The 21,781-nt window shown below is 45.6% G+C and carries 16 protein-coding genes; 8 read left to right on the plus strand and 8 right to left on the minus strand.

All coding sequences use genetic code 11. From position 1 onward, the window contains the following. Positions 1-11: 11 nt before the first annotated feature. From PN466_RS00195 to purM, 5 genes are all read right to left on the minus strand, one after another. Positions 12-770 (minus strand): 2OG-Fe(II) oxygenase, encoded by a 759-nt coding sequence (locus PN466_RS00195; RefSeq protein ID WP_271935989.1) that lies wholly within the window; start codon positions 768-770, stop codon positions 12-14. Positions 771-833: 63 nt separating this feature from the next. Beyond that, the gene (locus PN466_RS00200) at positions 834-1,337 is read right to left on the minus strand and encodes a DUF427 domain-containing protein (protein WP_271935991.1); all 504 of its coding nucleotides are present in this window, start codon (positions 1,335-1,337) and stop codon (positions 834-836) included. 85 nt (positions 1,338-1,422) lie between these two features. Further along, the gene (ovoA, locus tag PN466_RS00205) at positions 1,423-2,745 is read right to left on the minus strand and encodes a 5-histidylcysteine sulfoxide synthase (RefSeq protein ID WP_271935992.1); all 1,323 of its coding nucleotides are present in this window, start codon (positions 2,743-2,745) and stop codon (positions 1,423-1,425) included. A gap of 6 nt (positions 2,746-2,751) precedes the next feature. Beyond that, positions 2,752-3,753: an L-histidine N(alpha)-methyltransferase gene (gene egtD, locus PN466_RS00210; protein WP_271935993.1), complete on the minus strand. Its 1,002-nt coding sequence runs from the start codon at positions 3,751-3,753 to the stop codon at positions 2,752-2,754. Between the two features lie 87 nt (positions 3,754-3,840). Further along, positions 3,841-4,875, minus strand: coding sequence for a phosphoribosylformylglycinamidine cyclo-ligase (gene purM, locus PN466_RS00215; protein WP_271935994.1), 1,035 nt, complete (start codon positions 4,873-4,875; stop codon positions 3,841-3,843). Positions 4,876-5,187: 312 nt separating this feature from the next. Between purM and PN466_RS00220 the strand changes: the two genes are divergently transcribed. The 3 genes from PN466_RS00220 (at position 5,188) to PN466_RS00230 (ending at position 8,735) form a co-directional block, all read left to right on the plus strand. Beyond that, positions 5,188-6,318: a septal ring lytic transglycosylase RlpA family protein gene (locus PN466_RS00220; RefSeq protein ID WP_271935995.1), complete on the plus strand. Its 1,131-nt coding sequence runs from the start codon at positions 5,188-5,190 to the stop codon at positions 6,316-6,318. Positions 6,319-6,486: 168 nt separating this feature from the next. Beyond that, positions 6,487-8,145 (plus strand): pantoate--beta-alanine ligase, encoded by a 1,659-nt coding sequence (gene panC, locus PN466_RS00225; protein WP_390889954.1) that lies wholly within the window; start codon positions 6,487-6,489, stop codon positions 8,143-8,145. Between the two features lie 212 nt (positions 8,146-8,357). Then, on the plus strand, positions 8,358-8,735 hold the full coding sequence (locus PN466_RS00230) for a hypothetical protein (protein WP_271935999.1): 378 nt from the start codon (positions 8,358-8,360) through the stop codon (positions 8,733-8,735). Here PN466_RS00230 and proX read toward each other — a convergent pair. The 3 genes from proX to PN466_RS00245 all read right to left on the minus strand — a co-directional run bounded on the left by proX (position 8,726) and on the right by PN466_RS00245 (position 15,977). Continuing rightward, complete coding sequence (gene proX, locus PN466_RS00235; RefSeq protein WP_271936001.1) at positions 8,726-9,766, minus strand: glycine betaine/L-proline ABC transporter substrate-binding protein ProX; 1,041 nt, start codon at positions 9,764-9,766, stop codon at positions 8,726-8,728. The genes PN466_RS00230 and proX overlap by 10 nt on opposite strands. Before the next feature lie 106 nt (positions 9,767-9,872). Further along, positions 9,873-14,528 (minus strand): glutamate synthase large subunit, encoded by a 4,656-nt coding sequence (gltB, locus tag PN466_RS00240; protein ID WP_271936003.1) that lies wholly within the window; start codon positions 14,526-14,528, stop codon positions 9,873-9,875. A 768-nt stretch (positions 14,529-15,296) separates the two neighbouring features. Further along, the gene (locus PN466_RS00245) at positions 15,297-15,977 is read right to left on the minus strand and encodes a response regulator (RefSeq protein ID WP_271936005.1); all 681 of its coding nucleotides are present in this window, start codon (positions 15,975-15,977) and stop codon (positions 15,297-15,299) included. A 306-nt stretch (positions 15,978-16,283) separates the two neighbouring features. Here PN466_RS00245 and PN466_RS00250 point away from each other — a divergent pair, with 306 nt between their 5' ends. The 5 genes from PN466_RS00250 to PN466_RS00270 all read left to right on the plus strand — a co-directional run. Next, entirely contained in the window at positions 16,284-17,786 is a 1,503-nt protein-coding gene (locus PN466_RS00250) for an ammonium transporter (protein ID WP_278002926.1), read from the plus strand. Between the two features lie 65 nt (positions 17,787-17,851). Next, positions 17,852-18,886, plus strand: coding sequence for a M42 family metallopeptidase (locus tag PN466_RS00255; protein ID WP_271936007.1), 1,035 nt, complete (start codon positions 17,852-17,854; stop codon positions 18,884-18,886). Between the two features lie 221 nt (positions 18,887-19,107). Continuing rightward, positions 19,108-19,260: a hypothetical protein gene (locus PN466_RS00260; RefSeq protein WP_271936008.1), complete on the plus strand. Its 153-nt coding sequence runs from the start codon at positions 19,108-19,110 to the stop codon at positions 19,258-19,260. Further along, positions 19,257-19,943 carry a hypothetical protein gene (locus PN466_RS00265; RefSeq protein WP_271936009.1) on the plus strand — a complete coding sequence of 229 codons (687 nt, stop codon included), beginning with the start codon at positions 19,257-19,259 and terminating at the stop codon, positions 19,941-19,943. Before PN466_RS00260 ends, PN466_RS00265 begins: the two co-directional genes overlap by 4 nt. 261 nt (positions 19,944-20,204) lie before the next feature. Then, a partial coding sequence (locus PN466_RS00270; RefSeq protein WP_271936010.1) for an Ig-like domain-containing protein occupies positions 20,205-21,781 on the plus strand: 1,577 nt, incomplete at its 3' end.

Below are 21,781 nucleotides of genomic sequence, written 5' to 3' on the forward strand. Positions count from 1 at the left end.
TTAAAGATGACTTAAAACTTCTTGAGGGGATCGTGGGATGAGGAATAATTGGGGTCTGACGCTGATACGGTTTCTGAGGTGTACAGATAACTATTGAGTGGCTTTTCTACTGCATAACTGGCGTGAGGAATATCATAGGTCATAACGATGTTAATACGATCGCTAGATCCAGTTACTTGACGAACACTATGAAGACATTTATCACCACACATGACTAGAAGAAGTCCAGGTTTAGGTTCTACAACAACTTTTTGACCAAACCATGAACGTATTAATGGATATTGTTGTATTTGATCGATCCAACTTTGAATTTGTGAAAATTTACCACTCTGAAGAGTTATTCTATAGTTAGGATAAAATTCAATTTCACCCCCCTCAACTTCATTTAAGAATAGGAGAGCGGTAACTGCATTACGATCGTAATGCCAGCGATAGCTTCCTCCTTTTTCCGTAATGTTTACATTACATCCCGCTTGAATACTATCTAGAGTAAATAATGGGTAATTGGTATATTGATTAATGAATGTATTGACTTTCTGGTATAAGCTTTGAAGTTGTGGAAAATGAGATTGAACTACCAGTCCATCAATGACAGAATAACTGAGGGGAATTGGCTTAGTATAGCGATGAATTTTGGGGACTGAAAACTGTTTTCGATATTCAGAAATCTTATCAAGAAGTATCTGACATTCTTGGGTTGAAAGAAAGTTTTCGACTAGCAAGTATCCTTCAGTTGGAGAATCTAAAAATTTAACTTGAGAATTATTCATGATTATTGATGATTAATAACTGCTGGACTCGATTCTCCTAATTAGCGTTTCTATCTTCCTGATTTACCATCCTCGTGTTCCTGGACCACCTTTAAATGGGCCAACAATATCAGCAGTAATCCATCCGCCATAAAAATCACCTTCTTGAGGGGTGACTAGCTCATCATTCACATAACAAGCATCCATCAAATTAGCCCAAAAACTATAGTAATTTTGAAGTTGAGCAAAATTGGGAGTCGTTTCGACACATCGCCAAGCACCGCGTTGAATATATTTTTCACCCATCTGAATGTCATAATATTGGTAGATCCCTTTCCACTCGCAAAATCCCTTTTTGGGAGTTTCGATAATATGTTCTAGCTTAATGTCTTCAAGGGGAAAATAATAAGTCGGGGGATGACTGGTTTCTAAAACTCTTTTTCCTTTGGTCGTTTCAGCTAAAACAATACCATTACAAATGATTTTGAGATGCTTGTCGGTGTCTTGTACAATTGCTGGTCTGGGATAATCCCAAACGGATTCTTGACCAGGTGTGGGGGGGATAGGTTCGGGTCTGGGTAAGAACATAAAACTTTTTCTTATTGGCTAAGAGATCAAGGGGAATTTTAGGGGTGATTCGATTGGAAACTCAATTTCTATTTATTTTACCTTGTTATTGATTCTGAGCAACCCGGAAACCGGCATGTTGATAAAAATTACGGCGGAACCAATTGCGGCAAGAAGGAGATGCATAAGCGCCGGTACTGGCCCAAGATCCACCTAACATAATCTGATGATCGCTATCGAAAAATGGGGCAGAATAATCTTTGTAAAGGGGATGAGGTTCAAATCCGGGTAAGGGATTAAATTCATCACTGAGCCATTCCCAAACATTACCCCGAAGGTCATTAAGTCCAGAGGATGCTTCAGAGTTTTTTAAGCTTCCTACGGGAGAAGGGGAACCAAATTTTACATTTAGATTAAAGTCGCGATCGCTCTGGGAACCCCTTGCTGCAATGTTCCATTCTGCTTCACTCATTAAGCGGGTTCCTTCCCCTTTCCAGCGACAATAAGCCATGGCTTCATAATGATTGACTTCAACGGGCCAATCTAGGGGTAAGTCTATATTCTCAAAGAGGGTGCGATATTGATAACCACCATTTTTATCCATCCAGAATTTGGGATGCTTGATGTTATTCTCTTGCTTCCAATTCCAAGATTCATTATTCCAAAACTCTGGGTCTTCATAGCCATCATCTTGGATGAATTGCCAGAATTCTCCGTTGGTAATCAGATGCTGACTGGCCAAAAAAGGTTGGACTTCTACGGTTCGAGTTCCATATTCGCTATCCCAACCGTAGGTATTGGACGTTTGAGGTTTTCCTAGATGAACCACTCCCCCAGAAACTGCCATCATTTTATTTTTTGGAACGGTTTGATTGGAAGGTGCATATTGCCAGGTTTCGGGACGTTTCAGGTGGTTAACTGAGAATTGTCTGAGCAACATGGAAGAGGTTTCAAAATGAATCCGGTTATGCTCTATTCCCATGATTAAAGCCCAAAGGGGATGGTTTTGAGTAATGGGAAGATTTAGGGGACAGGTTTTAAGAACTTTAGTAATCGTTTCTTTGGCTTTCTCGCGATAGTTCCAAACTTGTTCAACTTGCGGCCAATTCATGGTTTTGATGGCTTTTTCTAGCTCTTCTGGACTACTGGGATCGACTCCTATTTCAAATAATATTTCGTAGTTAGGGTTAATCCGCCGGTCTAATAATTCTACTTGAATCAGTTTATTAATGTAGAAAACGGGGGAGTGTCCGAGGTAGAAGATAATCGGGTTTCTGAGGGGATCGGGATTAAGATAAAAGCTCTCCTCATGGACTAAGCTTGTCATGAGAATTTCTTCTAATTCCCAGGAATTTTCAAAATAGTCCAGGAGGGTTTGGCGATCGCACTTATCCAGCTCTGGAGTCGGTAGTGACAGGAGTATATTCATGATTTTTTATACTTTTTGAGAGAGAATTAATCCAAACCAGTCGTTGGAATCGCTCCAAGCAGCCACCGGTTTTAGACCTTTTTCTGCGAGTTCTGCTTGAACTTCCTGTAGATTGAATTTACGTGATATTTCTGTTCTAATTGTTTCTCCAGACACAAACCCAACTTGGAGATCGAGAGCTTGTAAATCAACGGTATGAGGGTTTAAGCAGCGCAAATGCATCTCGATTTGGTTTAGTTCTTGATTATAAAAGGCCCAATGTTCAAAATTTTGTCGTTTAAAATTGCCCCTAAAACGCTCGTTGAGATGTTCCAACATGTTGAGATTAAATGCAGCCGTTACCCCTTGAGCATCATTGTAAGCGGCTTCTAGGATGTCTTTGGGCTTTTGTAAATCCACACCCAAGAGGAAATACTCGCCCATATGCAAAGCCTCTAGAATATGGTCAAAGAAGCGATCGCACTCTTGAGGATTGAGATTTCCTAAGGTACTCCCCAAGAAGCATACCATCCGAGAGGGGGCAGGGGTTCGTTCGAGTTCGACTAAGGCTTGTTCGTAGGTTCCCACTAACCCTTGAATCTGTAGACTGGAATACTCTTGGAGCAACTGTTGGGCACTTTGAGTCAGAATGCTACCACTGACATCAATAGGAATATAGTGTAGGCAATTGGTCAAACCTTGATACGCATCTAACAAGCGACGGGTTTTGGTGGAACTTCCGCTTCCTAACTCTACCAACTCACAAGCACCCGTCATCCGAGCAATTTTATCAGCATATTGTTTGAGGATAGAATCTTCTGTACGAGTGGGATAATATTCGGGTAGCTGGCAAATTTGCTCGAACAACTGAGAGCCATATTCATCATAGAAATACTTAGGGGGTAAAGTCTTCCGATCTTGACTTAATCCCTGGATGACATCTTGTCTGTCTGCTGTAGACGCTGACCGGTGAGGATGGCTTAAATGTTTAAGCTGTAAACGCTCTTGAGTTGCGGGTAAAATAGCCACGATAAATGCTCCCTTAATTGATTGTTCTGATCCTCTCGATCTAGGGTATCAGGTTTTAACCCACTCCAGAAAAATCTAGCGATCGCGTCAGCGATGCCCAGCCTTATCGCCAATTAACTCCCCATTTCCTGCCACCACTTTACCGATCTCAAACGCTTCAATCCCTTGATAATTAAAGGTATTGAGGGCAAACTCAGCTTGTTCGGGATCGATCAATACCACAAATCCAATTCCCATATTAAAGGTATTAAACATCTCTTCTTGAGCCACTGATCCCGCTTGGGCTAACCATTGGAAAATAGGTGGAATTTCCCAAGCTCCCCAATTCATAGAAATGGATTGATTTTGGCCTAAACAACGGGGTAAATTTTCGGGTAATCCCCCACCGGTAATATGGGCCATTCCATGGATATCCAAACCTTCAGCTAGGGCGGTTAAGATCGGCTTAACATAAATTTTAGTTGGCGTTAACAACACCTCACCCAATGGTTTATCTAATCCCTTGGGGATCGCATCCCAACTTAAGCCTTGAGTTTTCACAATGGAGCGAACCAAACTAAATCCATTACTATGAACACCCTGACTCCCTAATGCGATCGCCACATCCCCTAAACGCACTTTCGAGCCATCTAATAGATTCTTCTTTTCCACAATTCCCACAGAAAAGCCCGCTAAATCGTACTCTCCCATCGAGTAAAATCCTGGCATTTCCGCCGTTTCGCCCCCCAGCAGGGCACATCCAGCATCCTTACATCCTTGGGCAACACCAAAAACGACTTGTTCTAACTGTTCTGGATTTAACTGTCCGGTGGCGAGATAATCCAGAAAAAACAGAGGTTCAGCACCAGAAGTGAGCACATCATTAACACACATCGCGACTAGATCGATGCCAATCGTATCGTGGCGATCGCACGCTTGGGCAATTTTGAGCTTAGTTCCTACCCCATCAGTTCCCGAAACTAACACCGGTTCTGAATATCCTCCCGGCAACTGAAAATAGCCCCCAAATCCACCCAGTCCCCCCAAAACTTCAGGGCGATAGGTACTTTTAACCCAACGACGAATCTGGCTCACAAACGCCCGACCCGCCTCAATATTTACTCCTGACTCCTGATAATCCATGGTTTCTGCTCCCTATGTACCTGTAAGTTGAGGCATATATCAAATATTCTTATCTATCGTGGGATCGCAGGGTGTACCTTAGTCTGGGCAATCCATACAGCGTACTTTTACTTAGTTTTTTGGGGATCGCGGCCTTCCCCAATCCCAAAAAATTGTGATAGCCTATCGCTGTTCAACCTAAAAACCAAATTCATAACGATTTCGATTTTTAGACTAAGAAACTTAAAACCCTCCACAACTGAAGGTTATTCTACCCTCTGTTGGAGCGGGAAAAGTAGGGCTAAGTCAATCTGATAACAACCGTAAATTCAGATGGCATATCAGAGTTCAGACTCTGCCTCTTTTGTCCTAATCACCCAAGACTTTATGAACCAACATCTTTGGAAAAGCTTAACCGTTTCTGCTCTCCTCTTGACCCTGGGCTCGGGGACTTCTAGTCATGCAGAACCCAACGATCAGCTTGCTAATCGTATGGCTCCTGAGTCGGAGGAGATCGCCCAACAAAAACAAGAAAAACAAAATCTGACTGCTTTGGAACTCCCAGAGGTGGGGACTTCCAATACCCCTGAAACCGGCGAAAGTCAGAGCATTGCTCAGAACCCAGACCCGGAGATTGTCAGCGCTACACAGACTCAGCCAAATTCTGTTACCAAGATTTATCCCCATACCCTCAATGGACAGGCAGCCGCTACCTTATATGTTCAAAATATTCCTGTCCTCACCTTTCTCGGTGAACCCATTACTCAAGAAATAACTCAGGAAACTGCGGCCCCCTTATCAACCACCCCAGTTTCCATGGTCAATTTATCGGATACTGAACCAGTTCAAGACGCAGAGCAAGTCGCCGAAAAACTATCCGAATGGGTGAGAACGGTAGAAGATGCCCAGGAGATCGCTCTTAAATGGGATGAAGACTTAGAAACCTATCTCATTCAAGCCCAAGAGAAAACCCTAGTTACCATGGGCAAAGATGTAATTCTACCCGATACAACCCATGACTCTACCCAAGATGCGGTTCAAGCCACTAATCGGCTACGCCGTCTTCTCGGGAATGCCCCTCCTATTGAAGAAGTCTATGGTAAACCGGTCATTGCTCCGGCTAAAGAACCCCACAATACCCTGTCTTCCGAGAGGCAATTAGTCGCGGTTCAAGCCATTAGTGGTTGGGCTTCTTGGTATGGGCCCGGCTTCCATGGTAATTTAACCGCTAATGGGGAAATTTATAACCAATATGGGTTAACGGCTGCCCATCGGAATTTACCTTTCGGTACAATGATACGTGTCACCAACATAGATAATGGTCGTTCCTTAGTGGTACGCATTAATGACCGTGGCCCCTATGTTCGGAACCGCATTATTGACCTGTCTAAAGGAGCGGCTCAAGAACTGGGATTAATCAGTACGGGGGTTGCCCCAGTACGGGTGGAAATCCTGGAAAGATAGTAGACTTCTTGCAAGAATGAGGCAATAGGCATGAATAGCAATAATCATTAAGAATATAGGGTTATTGCATTTCTATTCATTGTCTGCTCACTTATGCAAGAGACCGAGTTGGGATCAATTCTCCTTCTGGTAAACCTAACCTGGTACACCATTCATAACGAGGCGACTGTGCATCTGTACAAAACGATTGCTGCTCTTCAAACTTATTTACGGCAGCAGTCTCCCTCTGTAGTTTTGGCTCTTGTCCCCACCATGGGATCGCTTCATGGGGGGCATTTGCGTTTAATCGAGTTAGCCCGACAAGAAAGCGATCGCGTAATAGTCAGTATTTTTGTTAACCCGCTTCAATTTGGGCCGAATGAGGATTTAGCCACCTATCCCCGAAATTTAGAGCGCGACTGTGAACTGTGTCGCCAAGCTGGGGCAGATGTGGTGTTTGCGCCTACTCCAGAAGCAATGGGGATTGCAGGCGATTCGACCGCCCCAACTCTGGTGATTCCTCCAGAATCGATGACTTCGGTACTCTGTGGTCAAACTCGTGTGGGCCATTTTCAGGGGGTGGCAACTATCATCACCAAGTTATTTAATGTAGTTCGTCCCCATCGAGCCTATTTTGGCCAAAAAGATGCTCAACAACTGGCGATTATTCGCCAGTTAGTGCGAGATCTGAATCTGGGAGTTGAGATTATCGGTTGTCCAACAGTACGGGAAGCCTCGGGATTAGCCATGAGTTCTCGCAATCAGTATTTAAGCGATCGCGATCGCGAAGAAGCCTTAGTCTTATATCAGGGACTCAAGAGCGCAGAAACGGCGTTTAAAAACGGCGATCGCACCCGCGAAGGGTTAATCGGTGCATTTCAGGCGATCGCCAAAACCATGCCGAATGTACAGATCGAATATGCAGATTTAGTCGATCCTCAGACCCTAGAACCTTTACAGACGATCCTTTTTGAGGGACTATTAAGTGTTGCAGCTAAAGTGGGTTCTACTCGTTTGATTGATAATATTATCTTGTGCGACCGCCGCCCCATCATTGCTATCGATGGTCCAGCAGGAGCCGGAAAATCAACTATTGCTCGCCAAGTGGCCGAACAACTCGGCCTGTTATATCTAGATACGGGAGCCATGTACCGAGCCGTGACTTGGTTAGTGCAACAAGCAGGAATTGCCTTAACTGACGAACCGGCTATTGTGGAATTAGTCAGTGAATGTGAGATTCGCTTTGAGTATTCCCCGGATTGGTCAGACAATAGAGATCAACGGCCATGCGTCCCGACCTCACCGCAAGATTTGTATCCTGAAACCGCAGGAGGCAGTAGCCGAGTTGCTTATCTCGAAAAAGGCACCCGTGGCCTCTGCCAAGTCTTTATTAATAATCAGAATGTTACCGAAGTGATTCGGTCTTTAGAAGTAACCGCTCAAGTTTCGGCGATCGCCAGTTTAGGTGCTGTGCGCCAGAAGCTGGTTGAGCAACAACAATTATGGGGAAAACGAGGCGGACTCGTAGCCGAAGGACGGGATATTGGAACCCACGTCTTTCCTGAGGCTGACCTGAAAATTTTCCTCACCGCCTCAGTTGAAGAACGGGCGAAAAGACGACAACGGGATTACTTAGCTCAATCCTCCCACTCATCGCCAACCCTTCCCAGCACGGAACAATTGGAGCAAGACATCCGTAAGCGAGATTATACCGACAGTCACCGAGAAATTTCTCCCTTACAGAAAAGTCCACAAGCGATCGAGATTCTCACAGACAACCTGAGTATCGACGAAGTGACCCATAAAATTATTACTCTCTATGAGTCTACTGTGTTGAGGCTTAATTAAGGCCTCATTCAGCAATTCTTCCCAAGTTCAGCTACCCAGATCACACAGTGTAGAGTACTAAGATCACGTACCCACTCCAAGGATCGATGCATAGTGGGAGAGTAGAGGCGAGTTTACCGAAATTTTCGTGAATCTGCCCCTACAGAATCCCCCCAATGGAAAACGCCTTACTACCAATGGGGTCGGGAAACTGACTAAGGAATGAATTCACCGTGTTATCCTCATCTAGCTCCGATCATTTAACCCTAACCCAGGATCTCTACCAACGAGTCCTTGATTCAATCTATCAATCCTGTGGCGAACTCTTGCAAGAATGCCTAGATCGCTGTAACTTTGGCATTGCTCCTGATGCCCAAGGAATCAATACCTTGCTTATCGTTGCGCCCAATCAAACCCTAGCTGAACAGCTTGTCTCTCACCTGGCTCATACTCAACACTCCAAAGACTCGCTCCTCAGCCATATCTCAGAACAAATGATCGGCATTCATCAAACCGCTATTTGTTTTATCCCCATTGCCCAATTTCAACCTTCGCCCAACTCCATCAGGTCTGAGTTTTTAGTCGGTCAAGTTTTCCAGCATCATCTGTAATCGCTTTCTATAGCTTGTTCAATCCAACTGTCGAATACGTCTTGATTTTTGGCAATCCATTCATCAACATGGCGATCGATATCTTCAAAACTATCTTCCCCTTCTTCGACCAGTTTATTTTGAGCATTAATATCTTCAATGGGAATTTTGATTAACTCAAATAACTTGCTTGCCGCTGGATTAACTTCCACAAATTTTCGATTAGCGACAATTCTCAGATTCTCGACCGCAAACCCAAAATTTTTCCCATTAACTGTTGTATCTGCTTCAGATACATTCCCTTGGGATTCCGGTAAATCAGTATACGGAACTTCTAACCAGACCACATCTTCCCCAGGTTTCAATATACTTCCTAGCGAATGGGGAGTCCAGGTGTAGAACAAGACCGGTTTGCCCTCCCGATAACGGGTTATCGTATCGGCCATTAATGCTACATATTTTCCATTATCTTGTTCAACCGTATCTGTGAGACCATAAACCTCTAAATGATGTTGGATGACTAACTCACAGGCCCAACCAGAGTCACATCCGATTAAATTGGCTTTCCCGTTCCCATCCGTATCAAAAAGCTTGGCGATTTCAGGGTCTTTTAGTTGTCCGATGTCACTGAGATTATACTCTTCTGCCGTTTTTTTATCAATTTGATACCCTTGCAATAAATCCTGAACAATTACCCCAAGTTTGCTTAATTTCTCATCGCCACCACTATTTTGGTAGATTTCAGTTTGGATTTTTTCCCAATGATGGCTTGTGTAATCTAAATCTCCGTTGGCGATCGCTAAAAACATACTTGTATAGGGAATTTCTGCCGGTGGTGGAGTCTCATATCCCAATTGTTGTAAAGCTTTATTAACAATCTGTACTTGAAAGTGATTTTCTAGAGTCGTAGTACGAACTGATTTAACCGTTATCCCTTTTCCCGGTAAATCCGTCGAGATCTCTTCTGTGTTATTCTCTCCAGAAGAACGGTTGCTGGTCGTAGGTTGGCAGGCAAAAATCCCCAACAGTAACGTGAGAAAAACTGCTCCCAAGGTAATATTTCTTCTCCCCATCGTATCGGTCTTGTCCTTTTTTTGGGTCTCAAAAGTGTAAAATGTTAATGATTAGGGGTCAACAAGCGTTGACCCCTGCTTTCAATTAAGCCTCAACAGCCACCTTCTCGGTAACCGGGTTATCATTCACCTCTGGAGAATTCGCTTCCGAAGGAGGAACGACTTGCCAGAACTTAGGCAAATAGGTTTCCCAGTTCTCTAAAATCATCTTGGCTTTCGGACTTCCCGTGCGGGAATAGTGCAACTCAATCAACTCTCGCACAGAGGCTGCACCCACCTTCGAGGTTACCCGTTGAATGGTAACAATCTCGGTATTAATTTTTTCCGGGAAATTCTCATTTTCATCGAGAATATAAGCCAATCCTCCGGTCATCCCTGCCCCCACATTGCGGCCAGTCGATCCGAGAACCACAACTACACCACCCGTCATATACTCGCAGCAGTGGTCGCCCGCACCTTCAATGACAGCTTTGCCGAGGGAGTTGCGAACCGCAAAACGCTCTCCGGCCTGACCATTGGCAAACAGAATACCGCCGGTTGCACCATAGAGACAGGTATTGCCGACGATGACATTTTCCGAGGGGTCAAACGTTACATTCATTGCTGGAACGATGACAATTTCGCCCCCATGCATTCCTTTACCCACATAATCATTCGCATCTCCGGTCAGGTGCAGATGCATTCGGGGTAAATTAAATGCGCCAAAACTTTGCCCCGCATTGCCGGTAAAGGACAGTTTCAACTCCCCGCTAAAGCCGCTATTGCCGTAGCGACGGGCAATTTCACCAGAGATGCGCGCTCCTACGGAGCGGTCAGTGTTGACAATTTTCCAGGTTTTGCTCACCTTGCTTTGTTCAGAAATGGCGGATTTAATCTCGGCATCGGCTAAGATGTCGTCATCTAAAACTGGGCCGTTGGAGTGAACGGGGCCGTGGCCCAGCCAACTGCGATCGCTTCTAGTATCGGGTAAATCGTCAATTAGGGACAGGACATGAATATGGTTGGTTTTGGCTAACTCTACATTCCGCACCTGCAACAGGTCAGCACGACCGATAATTTCGTTTAAGGAACGATAGCCCAACCGTGCCAAGAGTTGACGCACTTCTTCAGCGACAAAATAGAAGAAGTTGACTACATGGCCCGGGATACCGGTAAACTTCTGGCGCAGTCGTTCTTGTTGGGTAGCAACTCCTACGGGGCAATTGTTGGTGTGGCAAATGCGAGCCATAATGCAGCCTTCAGCAATCATGGCAATGGAGCCAAATCCATATTCTTCAGCTCCCAAGAGTGCGGCCATGACCACATCCCAGCCGGTTTTGAGACCGCCATCAGCCCGGAGTAAAACGCGATCGCGCAATCCATTTTCCATCAGCATCCGATGGACTTCAGTTACGCCCAATTCCCAGGGCACACCCGCATGTTTAATCGAACTCAGGGGACTCGCACCCGTTCCACCATCATGGCCGGAAATTTGGATAATATCGGCATTAGCTTTAGCGACTCCACAGGCAACCGTACCGATACCAACTTCTGACACCAGTTTGACACTCACGCCTGCATTGGGATTAATTTGATGCAGGTCAAAAATAAGCTGTGCTAAGTCTTCAATGGAATAAATATCGTGGTGGGGAGGAGGAGAAATCAGAGGTACACCGGGTTTTGATCTGCGCAACATGGCGATATAGGGACTCACCTTTTTACCGGGAAGTTGCCCCCCTTCTCCGGGTTTGGCTCCTTGCGCCATCTTAATCTCAATCTGTTTGCCATTCATCAGGTATTCAGGAGTCACGCCAAAGCGCCCCGAAGCTACCTGTTTAATGGCACTGCTGGCGGTATCTCCAGCTTGCAGACCCTTGAGGTGGGCAAAACTAGCACTATTTCCTTCACCATCGACATCATGAAGGACGGTATAGCGCAAGGGATCTTCGCCTCCTTCTCCAGAGTTCGATTTACCACCCAGACGGTTCATGGCGATCGCCAAAGTTTCATGAGCTTCCCGTCCCAAGGCTCCTAGAGACATTCCTCCGGTACAGAACCGTTTGACAATGTTTTCGACGGGTTCTACTTCTTCGAGGGGAATAGATTGAGTATTGGGGCGGAACTCCAGTAAATCCCGCAAGGCGCAAGGGGGACGCTCTTGCAGCATTTTTTGGTACAACTCGTAATGGTCATATCCATCCGTTCCATTTTTCACTGCCTTATGCAATGCCTTGGATATTTCCGGAGAATTCATGTGATATTCTAGACCGGTGCGATACTGAACAAAACCGCGATTTTCCAGTTTTTTGCCTTCAAGTTCTGGGAACGCCTTGGCATGAAATTGTAGAGTTTCTTGGGCTAACTCATCCAGAGATAGGCCACCGACTCGCGATACGGTTCCTTCAAAGGCTAGATCCAACAACTCTTCACCAATACCGATCGCCTCAAAAATCTGTGCCCCATGATAGGAAGAGAGTAGAGAAATCCCCATTTTAGAGAGGATTTTCAGCAGTCCTAACTCGATCGCATGGCGGTAGTTATCTAAAGCTTGTTCCATCGAGATCTTGGGCAGTTTGCCGCGCTCCATGAACCCTTGGGTGCGATCGCTGCTCCACCAATGACGCACGGTTTCCAAAGCCAGATAGGGACACACTGCCGACGCACCATAGCCGACTAAACAGGCCACATGATGGGTACTCCAACATTGAGCTGTATCGATCACAATGGAGGTTTCACAGCGCAATTTATTGCGAATCAAATGGTAGTGAACTGCACCGGTTGCGACTAGGGGAGAAATATAGGTTTGGCTTGCCCTGAGCGGAGTCGAAGGGTCGGGCGTAATGTTGCGGTCTGTGAGAACAACCACTTTCGCCCCTTCTCTGACTGCGGTATCTACGCGATCGCACAGTTGGTCAATAGCAACCTGAAGAGATTCTCCCACCGGATACAATGTGGAAACTTCCCGTGCTTTGAGTAGGGAATGTTCCAGCGTTGATAACTCCGCCTCACTTAAAATCGGTGTCGGCAGACGCAACTGGGTCGTTTTCCGGGACTGGGGATCGAGTAGGTTAGGATGGTCGCCTAAACGAATTTGCAGAGACATCACCAATTTTTCCCGCAGGGGGTCAATGGGGGGATTGGTGACCTGAGCAAAGCGCTGCTTAAAGTAGTCATACAGCACATGGGGTTTCTGGGACAGGACTGCTAAGGGAATATCATCTCCCATGCAGAAGGTTGGCTCTTTGCCCAGTTCTGCCATGGACTGTACCACCATTTCCACATCTTCCGAGGTATAGCCAAAAGCAGTTTGGGAAGTGAGCAGAGTTTTCTCGTCTAGGTTTAGGTGAGTATCCCAAGGCAGTTCAGCAAGATCGTGGGTTCCTGCTTTCAGCCATTCCCCATAGGGATATTGACTGGCGACCTGTTGTTTAATTTCCCAGTTGTGCAGTACCTGGTGATTTTCCAGGTCAATGGCCATCATTTGTCCCGGGCCTAAGCGACCTTTTTCGATAACTTCGGATTCATCCAGGAGAATACTACCGGTTTCCGAAGCAATCACAATATAGCCATCTTTGGTTAAACTGTAGCGAGCTGGGCGCAAACCATTGCGGTCTAGGGCTGCTCCCACAGTGCGACCATCGCTAAATACCAATAGGGCTGGGCCATCCCATGGTTCTTGGATGCCCGCATAGTATTCGTAAAAGTCGATAATTTCTTGATGATCGTCTAAAGCGGGTTGATTGTGGAAGGCTTCTGGAACTAGGATCATTAAGGCTTCCATGGGGGTGCGTCCGGAGAGTACCATCAACTCGAAGACATTATCGAGGTTAGCAGAGTCGGAGGCGCTGCGGTTCGTCAGAGGAAGTAGTTCTTTGAGGCGATCGCCCCATACGGGTGAGGTGAATTCGACTTCGCGAGTCCGCATCCAGTTCAAATTGCCCAAGAGGGTGTTAATTTCCCCGTTATGCCCCAACATCCTTAGGGGTTGGGCTAACGACCATCTGGGCATCGTGTTTGTACTGAATCTACGGTGAAAAATAGCATAACTACTGGTATAGAGCGGATTTTTGAGATCCCGATAAAAATCTCCTAAGATAACCGAGCGCACCATGCCTTTGTAGAGAATTTGGCGGGTAGAAAAGGAAACAATGTAGATCTCGACTCCAGAGCGATCGGCATCTAAATGGGTTTTCTTCCGGGTTAAATACAACAGGCGCTCTAACTCCTGTCCCGATAGATTGGGAGACTCAACCAATAATTGCTCAATTTGCGGTTCATTTTCCCGTGCTTGGGGCCCTAAAATCTCCAAGTTAACTGGAACCACGCGCCATCCCAGTGGCTTCAACCCTTCTTCTTTTAGATGTTGTTCAAATAAGGCTTTGGCTTTGTTGCGGGCCGATCCATCTTGGGGTAAAAAGACCATCGCCACTCCCATATGGCTAGGACTCGGTAGCGTAATGCCTTCTGTCTGACTCCAGTCTTGGAATAAGTCCCAGGGAATACCGGTCATTACCCCCGCCCCATCTCCAGAGTCTCTATCAGCGCTACAACCTCCCCGATGTTCGAGACAGGTTAAACCCGATAAAGCTTTGGTTATTAAATCATGGCTGGCAATGCCTTGGGGATGGGCAATGACTCCCACCCCACAAGCATCTCGTTCTTCTGTGAGTTGGCGTAAAACTTTTTCTTCTCGTCCTGAAGTCCCCAGGTCGGAAGAACCAGTTAGTGGATGCAGTTGATCTTGAGTTAAAATTCTGTCCATGGGATTCATCAAAGGTATTTTTGGATTGGGAGTTTCTGACGCTGCGTGCTTTTGGTGCGCCAGGAGCTGGTCAACTCAGCGATGCAGACATCATATCCCTATTGATCGATAAGATTTCGTATCAATTACTGCTGGATGTTGGCAGGGGTTTTGCTTTCTGTCGGGACAAGCGAATCCAGAGAGTGCTGTGTATTTACCCGCCCCGAATTTGATGTGGATAATGATTGTATCGAATTCTAGTCAGTTCTGGCAATTGTTTCGATCTTGGAGGTATTGTAGACTTGAAGCTACTTCTCGAAGAGTACTCCGAAGATTGCCCGGCTTTCATCCTGATGCTCGTCTATAGCGTTTCTCTCTTCTATGAGGTACAGCTTAAAGCCTTAGAACCTAAGCTATACAAGCTATTGCCTATTGCCTAGCGCGAAGCACTATAGTCCCTTCAGCATGGCTTCGCCACCAGCAGAGCGTATAATTCTCCCAGCGTTGTTGCTCAATAGACTTAAATGCAGTCTTCTCGCAGGGAAAGGGAGAGTGAGGACATTTTCTATTGCCTATTGCCTAGTGCAAAGTTCTATATATGAAGCCATATTCAACTCTTCAGTAAAGGTGAAAAATTTAGGTATTTTTGTGAATATAAAGCGCTCAAATGTTCAGAGCGCTAAAGCACTACAACACAGGAAAGTGTATGGGTCATTTCCTCTCCCTATCCCCCTTCTTTTTCAATGCACCATTTTAGATAAAACAATCGAGTAGACACTTCTAACGTCCCTAATAGACTCTGCCTCGATAGACTCGTTTGTGACGGGCTTTTTTTGAGGAATTTTCTCCTGGGGGACCTACAGAGGGTACAGGTTGTAGAGGAACAGGAGCCTCTCTATTGACTTCCGATACTGAAAAAGAGTCAGCCGGATACTCAAAGACATCGTGATTATTGAGGGAACCTGCTACGGATGGAGTAGATAAGGATTGGGCGTTTTCCATATCTTGTTTTAAGGCCAGCAAACAGGAAACCAGAGGATCGTTGTGAATAATTAATCCTCCTAGAGCGGATAATACTTTTTTAATGCCAGCAATCACTTTGAGGGCTAGGGTATCGGCTTCAAAGGGCGGTAGAATATCGATCGCGCCATAGGCGATCGCTGCTTGACGTTGGTAATGACTCACTTCAGAATCTGTGCTTTCTAAAAGAATTACAGGTATTTCTGCGTAGTTCTCTTGGCACAAGAGACAGAATTCCTCTAGCTGCAAATCCGGAGTTTGGCGATCAATGAGAATGATCGCCGGTTTTCGGTTACCACTAGATCGGGTCTCTTCTAGCATTTTCAATAGGTGGGTTGCATCGGCAGTTAAGATGACTGCCAAGTTTTGGCTTCTTAATACTCTTTGCCATACCCAGCGTTGGAAGTCGCAGGGTTGACACAGAAGAATGGTCGCTCTTGGATTAGTCATGGAAGGATTAGACAACTGGATTTAGAGTAGGATGGAGCAAATCAAAACTATAAGCTAAATTTATAATTTAATTTTTGATTAATTGCCTTTAAGGATTTTCTTAAGCTTGGTATAGCAGAAAACAAAAGAAAATTTCTGTATCATTTAATTCATTTAAGAATCGGATCTTTCAGGCACAATCTACGTTTGTATCATTAAGTTTGATAAACTTTTGCCATAGGAGTTCTCTAATACGAGAAGATAACTCCTTTTGTACGGTTGTCAATGGCACTTAAAATGTTTACCCAAAATCCGTATATTTAAGAAATGAAAAAACACTATTCAGGATTGAAACTCAAGGTCTTAAAAAAGGCAAATCCAACCCAAATAAGCATTAAGGGATACTCACTCTGGTTGTGGGCCAGTTTGGGAGTCATGATAGCTTTAATTCCCTGGGCCGGGCAGGCGATCGCCGAAGTCCAAACCCCAAGCATGGTCAATGATGGCATCCCCGATCAAATCCAAATTGCGCTCAATACCCTATGGGTAATATTTGCTGGAGTGCTGGTGTTTTTTATGAATGCTGGCTTTGCCATGCTAGAAACTGGCTTTTGCCGCCATAAAAGCGCTGTCAACATTTTAGCAAAAAATCTGATTGTATTCGCCTTATCCTCTCTTGCCTTTTGGGCTACTGGCTTTGCCTTAATGTTTGGTGATGGCAATTCCTTTATCGGACTGCATGGGTTTTTCTTAAGTGGGCCGGACAATAGTCCAGCCGTGGCAGAAGCCTATCAAGGGATCTATCGTTCCTTAGATTGGGCTGCTATTCCCCTAAACGCTAAATTTTTCTTTCAACTGGCCTTTGCAGGTACTGCCGCTACCATTGTATCTGGAGCCGTGGCTGAACGGATTAAATTTGCCGCTTTTGTTCTCTTTAGTTTGGGCTTAGTAGGATTGGCTTACGGCATCATTGGCCATTGGATCTGGGGGGATGGATGGCTCTCCCAACTGGGCTTTTGGGATTTTGCTGGATCAACTGTCGTGCATTCTGTGGGAGGATGGGGGGCTTTTATGGGGGCAGTTTTATTAGGGCCCCGGATGGATAAATATCCAGATGGACAAATTGCTGCTATTCCCGGCCATAATTTAGCGATTTCTACCCTCGGTTGTCTGATTCTATGGTTGGGATGGTTTGGGTTTAATCCCGGTTCAACATTAACAGCCGATCCGGAAGCCATTACCCATATTCTTCTGACGACAAATATGGCAGCCGCTGCCAGTGGAGTGATGGCAACCTTGGTTTCTTGGCGCTATTTTGGGAAGCCCGATCTGACGATGATTATTAATGGCATCTTGGCGGGCTTAGTAGCAGTTACGGCTTCTTGTGCTTATATCAATATAGTGAGTGCGATCGCCATTGGAGTCATCTCTGGAACCATTGTTGTATTTTCCGTAGTGTATTTGGAACAATGGCACATTGATGATCCAGTAGGAGCGCTTTCTGTCCATTTGGTCTGTGGGATTTGGGGAACATTGGCCCTGGGATTATTTAGTATAGGACCCGATGTTTATCCTTGGTATAGTGACGTTGGGGGGCCGTTGGCGGGATTGTTTTTTGGGGGCGGTTATTCTCAGTTGTTGAATCAATTGTTAGGGGTATTAGCTGTTGGATTTGCCATGATTGCCTTTAGTTTGCTGTTATGGTTGACCTTGAGTTTTACCGTGGGGATACGAGTGAGTCCAATGGAAGAATTAGAGGGCTTAGATCTGAGCGAGCATAGTATGGAAGCCTATAGTGGATTTATGAAAGAGCAGGAGAGAGGAAGATAGGGGAACAGGGGAATACGCAGAATGACATGATTTAATGCAATACAAATACGATAGGACTCGGATCAATGGATTGGGATGGCTGGTTTAAACGGATTGAAGATCTGGTAATGCTCCATTCTCCAAGTGGAGTAGAAGGGGAGATGAATGCGTTTCTCTTAGACGAGTTTGAGCGTCTGGGAGTGAAGCCAGAAGTGGATTTGGCAGATAATGTAATTGCCAAAATTCCGGGTCAAGATTCGAGCCGAGCGATCGCCATTACGGCCCATAAAGATGAAATTGGTGCGATTGTCAAGCGAATCAAACCGGAGGGACGGTTAGAGGTGGCTCGACTTGGAGGCTCGTTTCCTTGGGTATATGGGGAGGGGATTGTGGATATTTTAGGCGATCGCCAGACCATTTCGGGTATCCTCAGTTTTGGCTCTCGCCATGTTTCCCATGAGTCCCCCCAAAAGGTACAGCAGGAAACTAAACCAGTCGAGTGGGAAAAAGTTTGGATAGAAACCAAACTCAGTAAGGAGGCGTTACGGGAGGCTGGGGTGCGTCCAGGAACTCGTGTAGTTGTCGGAAAACACCGTAAGCGAGCCATCCGATTAAATGATTATATTGCCAGTTATACCTTAGATAATAAGGCTTCGGTGGCCATTCTCTTGGGTCTGGCCGAGCGCGTTAAAGAACCTCCCATAGATGTCTATTTAGTTGCTTCAGCCAAGGAAGAAGTAGGCGCGATCGGAGCCTTATTTTTCAGTCAACGTCATCAGTTAGAAGCCTTAATTGCCCTAGAAATTTGTCCTTTAGCGCCAGAATATCCCCTCACTGACGGCGTAGCTCCAGTTCTGCTCTCCCAAGATAGTTATGGTCTCTACGATGAAGATTTAAATCAGCAGTTACAAAAAGCGGCTGAAGCCACACAAATTCCCATCCAACGAGCTGTTTTAAGTGGTTTTGGCAGTGATGCATCCATTGCGATGAAACTCGGTCATATCGGCCGTGGAGCCTGTTTGGGCTTCCCAACTCAGAATACCCATGGCTATGAAATTGCCCATTTAGGGGCGATTAGTAATTGTCTAGAAATTTTAGTGAATTACTGTCAGAAGTGTTGAATGTAAAAACGAGTGCAACGGAAGTTAACGAAAGTCTTTGAAGTTACGCCAGCATTTCTAATAGGGAAACTTTTAGGGTCGGTAAAGGGGGCAAATGGCGATCGCCAGACCTGGAGCTAATCTCCTAAACCCTAAAAGGATTTAGGGTCTAGCATTTCATCCGCTTGTTTGGCCACAGCTAACCGCCCTCGATAGCGACAGTGCACCACCTCAATGGGAAGATGGGGCGCTCTTCACGGATGAGTTGCACCGCCTCTGAGAGTCCTTTTAATACCGCCGGTTCATTGAGGGTGGGAATCAGAACGCGATCGCTTCAAGAGCAGATTCAGGATACTATTTTACCTGTAATTACAGAAAAAAGCGCTCAAAAATGACAGGAAAAGTAGCGATTCAAGAACTGGCAATTGCCATAGCCGCCCCCGACTCCAACCCCATCCTACTCACCCCCACATTCCTCAAAGGTAGTGGCATTATCCCCCCAGAATGGGAACTGTCCTCCTCCCCTCGACTCACACCACAAATGGCACAAGTGAGCTTCACCAACGGCATCAACCTGATTGCCCAAGCCGGTACCATGAGCTTCTTACAATCGATTCCCATCGAAGGAGACCTCAGTGATATCCACATTTCCCAACTTGCCATTAAATACATCAACGTTCTACCCCAACTCGACTATAGCGCCATAGCCATTAACCCCCGTTCCTTCCTCACCTTCCCCGATGAACCAGAAGAAGGGGCGCGCAACTATATCCACCATCTCTTTGCTCCTGCGCCTTGGCTCAATGCCGCAGACGAACCCATGAAAGCCAATCTTAACTTGACCACCACATTGGGCAAGCAAAAATTTAATCTCACCATTAATGAAGTTAAGTTACAACGCAACGAAGAAGACCCGCAAATGGCCGTCCTCTTTTCCGGTAATTTCCCCTATCCTCTAGAAGGAGAGAGCAGTGGAGAGAAACACGAGAAGTTGCACCAGTGTATTGGACAATGGATGCCCAAGTGGGAACGTTATCGTCAGCTCGTAGAGCAGTTTACAGCTCTTTGTCCTTCGTAGTGGAAAAGGGGCACCTGGGAGTTAGGAGTCAGGAATTGATGGGGGGAGGGGAGTAAGGAGTCATTAAGGAGTCAGAAGTCAAAAATCAAACTGACTAACGCCTAACCCAGGCTTTTAGGTTCAGTAGAATTACGTTTTTTAGGAGAATCTAGCTATAAGAGTCACGTAATTTCTACAATTGACCCTAGCTTTTGCCTTGTGGGAAAATCCCTCTCAAATGAAAAACGGCTGAGTTGGACATTGAGGTGCTGGGAGGAAAGAATGAATTTTTTCAAAAAATTATTCGGTCAAAACCGAGTCAAAGCCAATCAACGCCATAGTGAAAACTCCCAGACCTTCATTCTCGAACCCATCCTCACCCCTTCAGCTCTAATTGATATCGAAACGGGGGAAGAAACCCCCGATCTCGACTCAGAACTCCTGGCAGATATAGCTCCTTCAAATCCAGAAGAACTCGAGAGAACAGAAGAGTCATTGAGTGAAGAAGGGGAAACCTTAGAGAATCCCTTAGAAGTCGAAGAAACGGTTGATGAAATAGAAGAAGAACTCCCCTTTTTTACCTCCCTGCCAGAAAGTATTAGTAGGGAAGAAGTAGAGGGAGAGTTAAATTTAGAAAATGATCCCTTAGAGCCGGAAGAACTCTCCTTACCCTCTGAGGTTAGGGATTCAATAGAGTCAGAAGAGGAAGAACTCTCTCCCACAGAAACTGAACAGAGCGCAGCAGAAATAACCGATGATGCTCTCTTATCAGAAGATAGAGAAGCCGAACAAGAGAGTGAAGAAAACCTGGGGAGCGATCGGATAACTCAAGCAGCAGAAGCCAGGATAGAACCGGAATACTTGGATGTTGATCGAGGCTATTTCCTTGTTGGAGAGAGCGGAGAAATCCAAGTCAATTTTATCTTAGATGGCGGCAAATATAAAGGAGAAGTTGGCATATTTAGCTTGCGAGAGATGGGAGATATAGAACTAGATACTCCGGAATTTATCTCTGAAGCAGCCAAGCGGGTATTATCCGACTCAGACTGGGGACAAATCGCCATTAGCGATCGCACAGAAGGCGCTTTGCTCGACGAGAAAGTAGAATCAAGGAACTGGAACAGTGGCCAATACCAGGGAGAAAAAACCCTTACCTTTCAACCCGGCGATCGCCTGGGAATCATGTTAGTGCCCAAAGGGAGCATTCAGCAAGTCTTAAACAACCCACAAGCCACAGGAGCCAGAGCACCCCTATTCAGTTTAGAGGGAACCGCACTGGTGAAAATAGGAGAAGACAGTTGCGGGTATGGTTTTGAAGATATAGCTTTAGATAGGAAGAGCGATCGCGACTACAACGATATCATCTTCACGCTCAAAGGAGCCACCCCCGTCGGCATTTCCCCCATAGAAAACCTAATTGACGCTGATGCCAACTGGCAGGAAACCGAAGCCGGAGAGCGTATTCTTGAAGAACTGCACTGTCCTCATGCAGCAGATGAAGAAGCTCCCATGGTAGAGACACAACTGCTCAACGATAGCGGTTTATCCAGTTCAGATAGAATTACCAACGACCCCTCAATAACCGGAAGCGTAACTGATGAAAGCGCCATAGAACAACTACAAATTAGTTTGGACGGCACAAACTTCAATGAAATCACCACTTCATTAGAAGAAGATGGTAGCTTTACCTTAGACAAAGAAGCGCTCAACAGCCTTAATGGAGAAATCCTAGCTGAGGGAGAACATACCCTATCAGTTCAAGCAACAGACGAGTATGGGAATACTTCAGAAATCACCGAAATTTCCTTTATCCTAGATACCAGCGCGCCAGAGATTCAGTTAAATTTAGAATCTCTGAC

It is taken from the genome of Roseofilum reptotaenium CS-1145, from assembly GCF_028330985.1.
Taxonomy (GTDB): Bacteria; Cyanobacteriota; Cyanobacteriia; order Cyanobacteriales; family Desertifilaceae; genus Roseofilum; species Roseofilum reptotaenium.

Excerpts from the sequence above, each read along its gene's own strand:
- PN466_RS00220 (WP_271935995.1), top strand. The coding sequence starts at position 5,188 with ATGGCATATCAGAGTTCAGACTCTGCCTCTTTTGTCCTAATCACCCAA.
- PN466_RS00200 (WP_271935991.1), bottom strand. The coding sequence starts at position 1,337 with ATGTTCTTACCCAGACCCGAACCTATCCCCCCCACACCTGGTCAAGAA.
- purM (WP_271935994.1), bottom strand. The coding sequence starts at position 4,875 with ATGGATTATCAGGAGTCAGGAGTAAATATTGAGGCGGGTCGGGCGTTT.
- PN466_RS00255 (WP_271936007.1), top strand. The coding sequence starts at position 17,852 with ATGGATTGGGATGGCTGGTTTAAACGGATTGAAGATCTGGTAATGCTC.
- PN466_RS00245 (WP_271936005.1), bottom strand. The coding sequence starts at position 15,977 with ATGACTAATCCAAGAGCGACCATTCTTCTGTGTCAACCCTGCGACTTC.
- PN466_RS00260 (WP_271936008.1), top strand. The coding sequence starts at position 19,108 with ATGGGGCGCTCTTCACGGATGAGTTGCACCGCCTCTGAGAGTCCTTTT.
- PN466_RS00250 (WP_278002926.1), top strand. The coding sequence starts at position 16,284 with ATGAAAAAACACTATTCAGGATTGAAACTCAAGGTCTTAAAAAAGGCA.
- gltB (WP_271936003.1), bottom strand. The coding sequence starts at position 14,528 with ATGGACAGAATTTTAACTCAAGATCAACTGCATCCACTAACTGGTTCT.
- ovoA (WP_271935992.1), bottom strand. The coding sequence starts at position 2,745 with ATGAATATACTCCTGTCACTACCGACTCCAGAGCTGGATAAGTGCGAT.
- PN466_RS00265 (WP_271936009.1), top strand. The coding sequence starts at position 19,257 with ATGACAGGAAAAGTAGCGATTCAAGAACTGGCAATTGCCATAGCCGCC.
- PN466_RS00195 (WP_271935989.1), bottom strand. The coding sequence starts at position 770 with ATGAATAATTCTCAAGTTAAATTTTTAGATTCTCCAACTGAAGGATAC.